The organism is Filobacillus milosensis (assembly GCF_004402015.1).
Lineage (GTDB): Bacteria > Bacillota > Bacilli > Bacillales > Alkalibacillaceae > Filobacillus > Filobacillus milosensis.
The window spans coordinates 13,328-24,763 of sequence record NZ_SOPW01000011.1; the positions used below are offsets into that span (position 1 = coordinate 13,328).

9 protein-coding genes are annotated in these 11,436 nt (G+C 37.2%); 7 read left to right on the forward strand and 2 right to left on the reverse strand.

Annotation, left to right across the window (positions count from 1 at the left end):
* Positions 1 to 41 precede the first annotated feature (41 nt).
* Positions 42 to 1,211: a phospholipase D-like domain-containing protein gene (locus E3U55_RS10835; RefSeq protein WP_134340455.1), complete on the reverse strand. Its 1,170-nt coding sequence runs from the start codon at positions 1,209 to 1,211 to the stop codon at positions 42 to 44.
* Between the two features lie 187 nt (positions 1,212 to 1,398).
* Here E3U55_RS10835 and E3U55_RS10840 point away from each other — a divergent pair, with 187 nt between their 5' ends.
* From E3U55_RS10840 to E3U55_RS10870, 7 genes are all read left to right on the forward strand, one after another.
* On the forward strand, positions 1,399 to 3,519 hold the full coding sequence (locus E3U55_RS10840; protein ID WP_134340456.1) for a (Fe-S)-binding protein: 2,121 nt from the start codon (positions 1,399 to 1,401) through the stop codon (positions 3,517 to 3,519).
* Positions 3,520 to 3,834: 315 nt separating this feature from the next.
* Complete coding sequence (locus tag E3U55_RS10845) at positions 3,835 to 4,857, forward strand: ABC transporter ATP-binding protein (protein WP_134340457.1); 1,023 nt, start codon at positions 3,835 to 3,837, stop codon at positions 4,855 to 4,857.
* Complete coding sequence (locus tag E3U55_RS10850) at positions 4,838 to 5,764, forward strand: ABC transporter ATP-binding protein (RefSeq protein WP_134340458.1); 927 nt, start codon at positions 4,838 to 4,840, stop codon at positions 5,762 to 5,764. Before E3U55_RS10845 ends, E3U55_RS10850 begins: the two co-directional genes overlap by 20 nt.
* 7 nt (positions 5,765 to 5,771) lie before the next feature.
* Positions 5,772 to 6,734: an oligopeptide ABC transporter permease gene (opp4B, locus tag E3U55_RS10855; protein WP_134340459.1), complete on the forward strand. Its 963-nt coding sequence runs from the start codon at positions 5,772 to 5,774 to the stop codon at positions 6,732 to 6,734.
* Between the two features lie 29 nt (positions 6,735 to 6,763).
* Positions 6,764 to 7,696 carry an ABC transporter permease gene (locus tag E3U55_RS10860; RefSeq protein ID WP_323740413.1) on the forward strand — a complete coding sequence of 311 codons (933 nt, stop codon included), beginning with the start codon at positions 6,764 to 6,766 and terminating at the stop codon, positions 7,694 to 7,696.
* A 94-nt stretch (positions 7,697 to 7,790) separates the two neighbouring features.
* A complete protein-coding gene (gene opp4A / locus E3U55_RS10865) occupies positions 7,791 to 9,674 on the forward strand; it encodes an oligopeptide ABC transporter substrate-binding protein (protein ID WP_134340461.1) in 1,884 nt (627 codons plus the stop codon).
* Between the two features lie 134 nt (positions 9,675 to 9,808).
* Positions 9,809 to 10,633 carry a VOC family protein gene (locus E3U55_RS10870; protein ID WP_134340462.1) on the forward strand — a complete coding sequence of 275 codons (825 nt, stop codon included), beginning with the start codon at positions 9,809 to 9,811 and terminating at the stop codon, positions 10,631 to 10,633.
* A gap of 28 nt (positions 10,634 to 10,661) precedes the next feature.
* On the opposite strand, the gene E3U55_RS10875 is transcribed toward E3U55_RS10870, so the two are convergent.
* A complete protein-coding gene (locus tag E3U55_RS10875; protein ID WP_134340463.1) occupies positions 10,662 to 11,129 on the reverse strand; it encodes a hypothetical protein in 468 nt (155 codons plus the stop codon).
* Positions 11,130 to 11,436: the final 307 nt, after the last annotated feature.

The window sequence follows — 11,436 nt, forward strand, 5'->3', positions numbered from 1 at the left end:
CTTTTTGGCAAAAAAATAATGCCATTTAATTTTAAACGACATTATAAGAGTCGGTGAAACAATCTGGCGAAAAATTTACTAAGCCATAACCGATAAGTATTAGGTTGCTTAATCCAATCATCATAAAACGGCATCGAATCTTTCATATCTTCTTCAAAGAAACTGTATATGTGCCGGGTTACCTTTTCATCAAGAATAATAAGATTGACCTCTTCGTTAATATATAAACTTCGTCTATCAAAGTTAGCTGTCCCGATATCACACACTTTCTGGTCAATAAACAACGCCTTCGCATGGTAAAATCCGTTAGTAAATAATTTCACCTCAGCACCAGCTTCATGCATTCGTATTAAGTACGGTAGCGAGGCTTCTTTAACGAGTGGATGGTCTGATTTGTGTGGATAAAGGATCGACACTTTAACATTTTCTTTTAATTTTTGCTCAATTAGCTGCATGATTTTTTCGCTTGGAATGAAGTATGGTGATCCGATCGAGATATGCGTTTTAGCTTTATCAATTAGATCAATAAACGTATGTTCGAGTGAATTATTAGATGAAGGGATCAAGTGACATGATACATCTCCAGGTTCACTATTTTTAATAGGGAGGTTCAGCACATCTTCAGTATTTTTTTCCCAATCATGACAAAATAAATCTAAAAGATCCTGTATGATTTCCCCACTAACCCTTAAGTGATAGTCACGCCATAACGAAAATTTGGAATGGTCATTAATGTATTCATCCCCTATATTGTACCCACCAATGTAACCGGCCTTCCCGTCAATAATAGAAATTTTGCGATGATTACGATGGTTGATTGAATAAAAAAGCCTTCTCCAATCGAGTTTTTTACTATAAGTAAAATGAACACCTGCTTGTTCTAGTAAACGAATATCTTTATGTTTAACAGAAAATGAGCCTAGCCGGTCAATAAGTAAATAAACGTTTACGCCACGCTCGCTAGTGCGCGCCAAAAGATTAAAGAATTTATGACTGAATTCATCGTCTTTTACAATAAAAAAAGAAACACATACGTAGTGTTTGGCATTTTGGATATCTTTGAAATAAGTTTTGTACAAATGTTTACCGTTATTGAAAAAATCAATTTGAGCTGTACGAGCCGGATAAGTCTTTGGCGACATCTCTTCAGGTTTTGATTGAACTAATAAAAATATTACCAACAATAAAATGATGACAGCGAAGACCCACACAGATAGCTCCCCTTTCTCAAGTAGTATGTAATAATTTATAAGTCCTTATACGATGGAAAATGTCGATATTTAACATTGACTGAATGCTCACTCATTGTATAATAAAAGATAACAAAAAGAATTTTCATGGAATTTAAACTTTTCATGATATATGATATTTATAGACTACGGTTACGGGGGGAAAAGAATGGACACATTATTACTAATTAACTGGATTGCCTTTATTGGTGTAACCGCTTACGCTATTTTCCTGTTTGTACAGATTGTTCGCACGCGTATTGCTTACATCAAGATGGGGAAAAAAGTTGATTTCGACCAAGACATGAAACAACGCGTGAGAGATATAATCACCTTTGTATTTGGTCAGAAAAAATTATTAAAAGATAAAAAATCAGGCGCTATACACGTCATGATGTTTTACGGGTTCTTACTCGTACAATTTGGTGCAATTGATTTCATATGGAAAGGTCTAGCACCTGATTCGCACTTACCGTTAGGTTTCTTATATCCTGGTTTCACATTTTTTCAGGAGCTAGTAACACTAACGATTTTAGTCGCAGTCGTATGGGCGTTTTACCGTCGTTATATTGAAAAGCTAGTTCGTTTAAAACGTGGATTTAAAGCTGGGCTTGTACTCATTTTTATTGGTACATTGATGTTATCAGTATTAATGGGAAATGGTGCAGGAATTGTTTGGCATGGTCATGAATTAACTTGGACCGAACCAGTCGCATCCATGTTTGCCCTGCTATTTGGGTGGATGGGTACCACTGCAGCTGCAACGGTCTTCTATGTCATGTGGTGGATTCACTTATTTGCGTTATTAAGTTTCTTGATTTACGTACCACAATCCAAACACGCACACTTAATTGCCGGGCCTGCTAACGTCTTTTTAACGAAAGACAAAAAGCACGGTAAGCTTAAGAAAATTGATTTTGATATTGATGAAATGGAAGAATCTGATGAAGAACCAACGTTTGGGGTTGGAAAAGTTGAAGATTTAGACCAACTTCAGCTATTAGATTTATATGCTTGTGTTGAGTGCGGGCGCTGTACAAATGTCTGTCCGGCATCGGGTTCAGGTAAGATGCTGTCTCCAATGGACATCATTGTTAAATTACGTGATCACTTAACAGAAAAAGGGGCAGCAGTTACTGGAAAATCTGCTTGGGTGCCATCATATGCTTTTGCAGGTACACAAGGGAACCAGGTCGCTGCAGACCCGAATGGCTCGCTTGCTCAGCAAGTAATGGAAAAAGATTTGATCGGTGATGTTGTTACCGAAGAAGAACTTTGGGCATGTACAACTTGCCGTAACTGTGAAGACGCATGTCCGGTTATGAACCAACATGTTGATACAATTATAGATTTACGTCGTTATTTAGTGATGACTGAAGGTAAAATGGATCCTGAAGCTCAACGTGCCATGATGAACATTGAGCGTCAAGGTAATCCATGGGGACTTTCTAAGAAAGACCGTGAAAACTGGAGGGAAGTTGACGAGACGCTACGCATTCCAACTGTGAAAGAAATGAAGAAGGAAGGCGAAGAGTTCGAATACTTATTCTGGGTTTCTTCAATGGGGTCTTATGATAACCGAAGCCAAAAGATTGCTTTAGCCTTCGCGCGTTTAATGAATAAAGCAGGCGTTAAATTCGCTATTTTAGGTAATAAAGAGCGTAACTCTGGTGATACAGCCCGTCGATTAGGTAATGAGTTCTTGTTCCAAGAGTTAGCAGAGAAGAATATTAAAGAGTTTGAGAAAAATGAAGTGACAAAAATCGTAACGATCGATCCACACGCTTATAATATTTTCAAAAATGAATACCCTGATTTCGGATTTGAAGGTGAAGTGTATCACCATACAGAATTGTTAGCTGAACTATTGGAAGAAGGTCGATTAAAACCTGAACAAGCAATCAATGAGAAGATTACTTACCATGATTCTTGTTATTTAGGGCGCTACAATGATGTATATAACCCACCACGTACAATTCTGGAATCTATACCTGGTGTTCAGTACGTTGAAATTGAGCGAAACAAAGAAAACGGAATGTGCTGTGGTGCTGGTGGCGGTATGATGTGGTCTGAGGAAAAAACAGGTAACCGCGTCAACGTTGCACGTACAGAGCAAGCATTGGAAGTGACTCCAAATACGATCTCAAGTGCTTGTCCATATTGCTTAACCATGTTAACAGATGGTACAAAAGCGAAAGAAGTAGAGGAAGATGTTACAACACAAGATGTTGCCGAGGTGCTTGAACGATCAATATTCGGTGAACCAGCCAAGATTGATCAGCCAGCATAAGTAATTTAACCTCCTGATACATGTTGTCAGGAGGTTTTCAATTTTATTATAAAATTGTTAAATTTCCATTTTTTTATATTGCTATTTTTAGAAAAATTTAAAAAACATGTTGCATTTTGATGATTAGTTTCTTAAAATAAAAGATGTTAAACTTATCTGAAAAAATTAGGGGATTCTCGAAAAGACTTACATACGGGTTTTGTAAATAAAATATAATGGAGTTTTAATTTTTTTAATTTTAAATTATTAGAAAATTAATTCTATTTTAACCCTTTGAGAAGGTCATCGAGAAAATATAACAATAGGGTGATCGAGTTGAGTAATCCATTATTAGAGATTAAAAATCTGAAGACGTCCTTCAGAATAGGGGAAAAGTATTACGCAGCGGTTGACGATGTATCCCTAAACGTAAATGAGAATGAAGTCCTAGCCATCGTTGGGGAATCTGGCTCAGGTAAAAGTGCGTTAGCATTCTCAGTTATGGGACTACACAACCGTGCAAAGATTGAAGGGGACATTTTCTTTAAAGGTAAGAACATTGCCAACTTACCGACTAAAGAAATGAACAAGTTCCGCGGTAATGAATTGTCAATGATCTTCCAGGATCCATTAACAGCCTTAAACCCATTAATGGAAGTCGGTAGACAAATTGATGAAGTATTGATTTTGCATAAGAGTAATATGCCAAAATCTCAACGTAAAAAGTACATAATCGAACTATTAGAACGTGTAGAAATACCTAGACCAAAACACGTTTATAATCAATTTCCACATGAGTTGTCTGGTGGTATGAGACAGCGTGTGATCATCGCGATTGCTATCGCTAATCAGCCAGAACTACTTATTGCAGACGAGCCTACAACGGCATTAGACGTTACCATTCAAGCACAAATCCTTGATTTAATGCGCGAGTTAAAAGATGACTTGAACTCTGGAGTAGTACTTATTACTCACGACTTAGGTGTTGTTGCTGAAATGGCAGACCGCGTTGCTGTTATGTACGCAGGCGAAATAGTGGAAATTGCAGATGTAGATACATTATTTAATAATCCACAGCATCCATATACGCGATCATTATTAAGTTCAATTCCACTACTTGACGATGCTCAAGATAAACTTCACGTCATTCATGGTATTGTACCGTCGCTTAAGCATTTGCCGCGTGAAGGTTGTCGATTTAGTGCACGTATTCCTTGGATTGAAGAAGATGCACACGAAGAACAACCGACTTTACATGAGATAAGTCCAGGTCATTTTGTTCGATGTACGTGCTATAAGCATTTCTACTTCCCAGACGAGAGCAAGGAGGATCAGAACCATGACGTTGCTAAAAGTTAATGATCTTAAAGTTCACTTCCCAATTAGAGGTGGAATTTTAAATAGAAAAATTGATGCCATTAGAGCCGTTGATGGAGTAAACTTTGAAATTAGACAAGGTGAAACTTATGGACTAGTTGGTGAGTCAGGTTCTGGAAAAACGACAACTGGTAAAGCTGTAATGGGCTTAAATAATATTACTGATGGTGAAATTTACTTTGAGAATGAACTATTAAACAAGGGTAGTAAAGTAAATATCCGCCGTGATATTCAAATGATATTCCAAGACCCTTATTCAAGTTTGAATCCTCGTAAACGTGTTTTTGATATCATTGCTGAACCTATACGAAATTATGAAAAACTCTCGAAGCAAGAGGAGAAGAGACGTGTGCAAGAACTTTTATCACAAGTAGGACTTTCTCCTGAAAGTATCTTAAAATATCCACACGAATTCTCAGGTGGTCAACGCCAACGTATCGGTGTTGCACGCGCAATTGCTTTGAAACCAAAGCTGATTATTATGGATGAGCCTGTGTCGGCATTGGACGTTTCAGTACAAGCACAGGTATTAAACTTTATGCAAGAATTGCAGGAAGAATTAAATTTAACTTACTTATTTATTTCCCACGATTTAGGTGTTGTTAAACATATGTGTGACCGAATAGGAATTATGTATAACGGACGTTATGTTGAAGAAGGGACAAAGGAAGAGATTTTTAACGACCCTCAACATATTTATACAAAACGTCTAGTAGCCGCTATTCCGGATATTGATCCGAAAAGACGTCAAGACAACTTTAAGTTCCGTGAACAAGTTAAAGATGAGTTTACGAACTCATACAACGACTATTTCGACGAAGATGGCTTGGCATATCAATTAAAACCAATTACCGATACACATCGAGTAGCGTTACCAGAGAGAGGTTGATTTAAAAATGTGGAAATTTACAGTTAGACGTTTATTAATAACAACACCTCAAATTATTCTATTAAGTGCTATAGTGTTTATCTTAGCTAAAATGATGCCAGGTGATGCGTTAACAGGTTTAATCGATCCAACTCTAAGCCAGGAACGTATCGCTGAAATGAGAGAAAAACTAGGTTTGAACAACCCGTGGTATATTCAATATAGAGATTGGTTAGCCGGAGTTGTACAAGGTGACTTTGGCCAATCTTTCAAATACCAAATGCCGGTGACAGAATTAATCTGGCAGCGAGTTATTAATACATTTTGGTTATCACTAGTATCAACCATTATGATCTATGCAATTGGACTACCTTTAGGTATTGTTAGTGGTCGTTACAATGACCGCTTAATTGACCAATTAATTACTGGTTATACTTATTTAGGATTTGCAACGCCAGTCTTCATTTTCGGTTTAGTTGCACTTTGGATTTTCGGATTCATGTTAGGTTGGTTCCCAACTGGTGGTTCAGTAGAGCCGGGATTAGAACCAGGAACATTCGAATACATCCTAAGTAAATTACATCACTTATTATTACCTTCGTTGTCTATTGCTCTTATAGGTACAGTTGGTACTGTGCAATATTTACGAAGTGAAATTATTGATACCAAACAACGTGACTTTATTATTACAGCACGTGCAAAGGGTGCACCTGAAAGACGAGTGTATAATCGTCATATCTTTAGAAACTCAATTCTACCAATTGCAGCATTCTTCGGATATGAAATTATTAACTTGATTAATGGAAGTATTTTCATTGAACAAATATTCAGTTATCCAGGCATGGGGAATTTATTTATTGAATCAATCATGCTTCGAGACTATTCAGTTGTAACTGCTTTAGTACTATTATCTGGTATCCTGGCTATTTTAGGTGCTTTATTATCAGATATTATCTTAAGTGTTGTCGATCCACGTATACGTATTAAATAAAATAGCAGACATCAATGGGGGTGAGCAAAGTGTCTCAAAAACAAACACAGGGTGATATTGAAAAAGCTGTTAAAGAACAACAAGAGGAAAAACAAGAACAAAAAAGTCCATCAGGTTTTAGAATATTTTGGAGAGAAATTCTAAAAGATAAATTAGCTCTAGTGTCACTAATATTCTTTGTTTTAATAACTGTAGTCGTATTTGGCGCATCAGAAATATTAGACAAAGCAGAAGTAACAAGAGTAGATCCATTTAACATTTATCAACCACCTTCCGATGAATTTCTATTAGGTACAGACCAGGGTGGACGTGATATTTTTGGACAATTAATGATTGGAACTAGAAACTCCCTGGCTATTGGATTTCTAGTAACTTTATTATCAGGTATTATCGGAGTAGTATTCGGAGTTGTCTCTGGTTACTTCGGAGGTCATATTGATAACGCATTAATGCGTGTAGTTGATTTCTTTATGGTTTTACCATTCATTATGTTAGTTATTGTATTCGTAGCAATTGTTCCGAAATACAGTATCTGGACATTCTCATTAATCATGACCGCATTCTTATGGATGGGTATAGCTCGACTCATACGTTCAAAAGCTTTGCAGGAGAAAGAGTTAGATTACGCACAAGCTTCCAGAACATTAGGGTCATCACATACTAAAATTATTTTTAAACAGGTATTACCTAATATTACATCGTTAATTGTAGTAACAATGACACTAAACTTAGCTGCCAATATTGGAATTGAGTCCGGACTATCTTTCTTAGGATTCGGGTTCCCTAAAGATACGCCGAGTTTAGGTACATTATTAAGTTATACAACTAATCCAATCACGCTTGAAGAGCGTTGGTGGATCTGGTTACCAGCAGCAGTATTAATTTTATTATTAATGCTATCTGTACGTAACGTAGGTGAAGCACTTAAACGTGCAGCAGATGCTCGTCAAAGAAGAGCATAATACTTTTGGTACCTACACTGAATGAATCAGTGTTGAGTATATAATAACTTATCAGTCACAAGGCTGAACAAAAATTAGGGGGAGGTTATTAATTATGAGCAAATCATTATTAGGCAAGTTTCTATTTGTCTTAATGCTCGCTTCAATGCTTCTTATCGCCGCTTGTAATAGCGACGAAGGAAGTGACACTCCAGATGATGGAGGAGAAGATAACACTGAAGACACTACAGATGATGGATCAGATGATGGTTCAGAAGATGATGGTGAAAGCAGTGACGATAAGAAAGAAGAAGACACTGACGGTCTTTACAGCATTGAGGACTTCAGTACTTCAACTTCAAATGACGGAGAACTAATCGACGGTGGAGAAATCACTTACGGTTTAGTTTCTGATACTGCGTTTGAAGGTACGTTAAACTGGAACTTCTATTCTGGTAACCCAGATGCGATGGTTATCCAATGGTTTGACGAGTCTCTATTAACTTACGATGAGAACTACACGATCACTAGTGATGGTGCAGCTGAATATGAAGTTAATGAAGAAGAAAGTTCAATTACTTTCACTATTCGTGACAATGTAAATTGGCATGATGGTGAGCCTGTAACTGCTGAAGACTGGAAATTCGCGTATGAAGTAATTTCACACCCGGATTATCAAGGTCCTCGTGGTAGCACAGTAGGTTTCACATTACTAGAAGGTATGCAAGACTACCGTGATGGTAATGCTGATACTATTTCAGGTATCGTTGTAGAAGACGAGAAAACAATTACTTTTAACTATGAGCGTTTAACTCCATCACTATTAACTGGTGGTATCTGGGGTTATCCTTTAGCTAAGCATATCTTTGGTGATATGGCAGTAGCTGATATGGCTTCTTCTGACGCTGTACGTCAAAACCCAATTGGTTTCGGTCCGTACAAAGTTGATAGCATTACACCAGGTGAATCTGTAACTTACGTTAAGAACGAAGACTACTGGAGAGGCGAGCCGAACTTAGACAAAGTTACTCTAAAAGTAATCAGCTCATCTACAGTAGCTAACGCTTTAGAAACTGGAGAAGTTGACTTAGTAGATAGCTTCCCGGTTGATCAGTTCCCAGACAACTCAAACATGGAAGGTATTGAGTGGTTAGGTGATATTGATCTTGCTTATACTTACATTGGTTTCAAATTAGGTGACTGGAACAAAGAAGAAAGTCGCGTAAACTATAAGCCAGACGAAATGAAAATGGGTGACGTTGAACTACGTCGCGCTATGTGGTATGCGGTAGATAACAATGCAGTTGGTGAAAAGTTCTACAATGGCCTACGTTGGGCTGGTACAACTCTAATTGCACCATCTCACCCAGCATATCATGATGATTCAATCGAAGTACCAACTTATGATCCAGAAAAAGCTAAGCAAATCTTAGATGACGCTGGATATAAAGATACTGATGGCGATGGTTTCCGTGAAACTCCAGATGGCGAACCGTTAGAAATTAACTTCGCTGCTATGTCTGGTGGAGACGTTGCAGAACCATTAGCACAGTACTACCTACAACAATGGCAAGCTGTTGGCTTAAACGTTGGCCTATTAGATGGTCGTCTACTTGAGTTCAACACTTTCTATGACCGTGTAGGTAACGGTGGTAACGATGACCCTGCAGTAGATGTTTACATGGGTGCATGGGGTGTTGGTTATGATGTAGACCCTAGTGGTTTATATGGTCCAACAGCTATGTTCAACTTCCCTCGTTACGAGAGCGAAGAAAACACTGAACTTCTAGAAAAGGGTCTTTCTGACGAAGCATTCGATACTGAATACCGTCAGCAAGTTTACAGTGACTGGCAGAAACTAATGGTTGAAGAGATTCCTGTATTCCCAACTCTTTACCGTTCAGTTCTAATCCCAGTTAACGAGCGTATCGCTAACTACGATATCTCAGTTGGTTCTGGAGTATACCTATACGAGTTAGGTGTTACTAGCCAAGACTAATTTTAAGATAAACAGGCTCAAGAGATTACTCTTGGGTCTGTTTTATATATTTTCACTTACTTTAAGTAATTAACTTACATAATATTATGTAGTATGTTAAAATTGAATTATTAATTGAGAAAGTGAGTGATTTTATGTCATATCATAAACTGCCAACAAAATATATTGAACAAATCTCATTAAACGTTTCAGATATAACACGATCTAAAGAATTTTATATTAATAAGTTAGGGATGAAATTATTAAATGAAGAAGACCATAAAGCAACTTTGTCTTTTGATAATCAAACCCCTGCAGTAGAACTAGTGCAACCTGAAAATGTTGTACCACTAGACCGTTCAAAAACTGGATTATTCCATGTAGCATTCCTTGTACCATCTAAAACAGATTTAGCCAATGTAGTCTATTACTTATGGAAAAACCAAATACCAATCCAAGGTGCATCAGATCATCTCGTTTCAGAAGCATTGTACTTACAGGATCCGGACGGAAATGGTATAGAAATTTATCGAGACCGCCCCCACGAAGAATGGAAGTGGAAGAATGATCATGTGGTGATGGATTCAGTACCATTAGATGTTGAAGGACTTTTACAAGAAAGGTCTGAAACTGGGTGGAAAGGGTTCCCTGAAAATACAGTCATTGGTCATATTCACTTACAAGTTCATAACTTAGAGGAAGTCCGCCCTTTTTACGAAAAGTTGGGCTTTGACATTGTTGCTGAGTATGGGCCCCAAGCTTTATTTATGGCTGACAACCACTATCATCACCATATTGGTTTAAATGTGTGGAATAGTCGTAATGGAGAAAAGAAGCATAACAATGAAATAGGGTTGAATTGGTATTCTATTCAAATGACTAAAGAAGAACGAAAAGAAATTAGAAAGCGGTTAGACATAGAATTAAGTGGTGGTCTTTATACAGTAGAAGACCCATCAGGGATAAAAATAAAATTTTAATTAGATGAGCTTAGGGTATTCCTTAAGCTCATTTATTATAGTCCCAAAGAATTCGCCACTTACCTTGTAGTTCGGTAGCATACACATCCTGAACGATAGTAAAATTACCATATTTACCTTTATAAGTTTTATAGATTGCAAATTTAATTGCTTGCTCAAGTGGTTCGGCACCGTCTTCCATCGCCCAATTCGTAACTTTGGTAGGCTCACTTAATGTATATGAATAAGTGGTCACACCAAAATGGTTCATAAATACATGTGCTCGATCTTGGATATAGTACCCTTTATCAAACTTTTGCTGCATTAATGGGTGGAACATCTCCCATGATTCAGAAAAAGTACCGTCTTGCTCATAGGTGTAAAATTGATGGACAGCCTCAGCTGCTTGCTCTTCAGGGGACTTTCGACCATTAAACAAACTGATGATTAATAGAATAATAACTGCTAAAGCCCCGCCTAAAATTAATATCCCTTTGGCATTTCCTCTTCTCCTCATAGTTCCACCTCTTCAATGCATGTCTATAGTTAATCATATTAATTGAGGTACAGGTTTATTAACAAAAACACGAATCTCTAAATGCATTTCTATTAGATGGGTACCTTATAGATTGATAAAAAGCTCCTATAGAGAGACAAGAATTTCAGGTAGACCAATACTAATTTCTCGTAGAGCGATATAAAGTTCTTATAGAATAATGGAAACTTCTCATAGAACGACAAGAATTTCTTATAGAAGTAAGAAAACTCCTTGTAGGTCACGTGATAGTCCCCATAGATTGATGAAAAGTTCTTGTAGATTAATA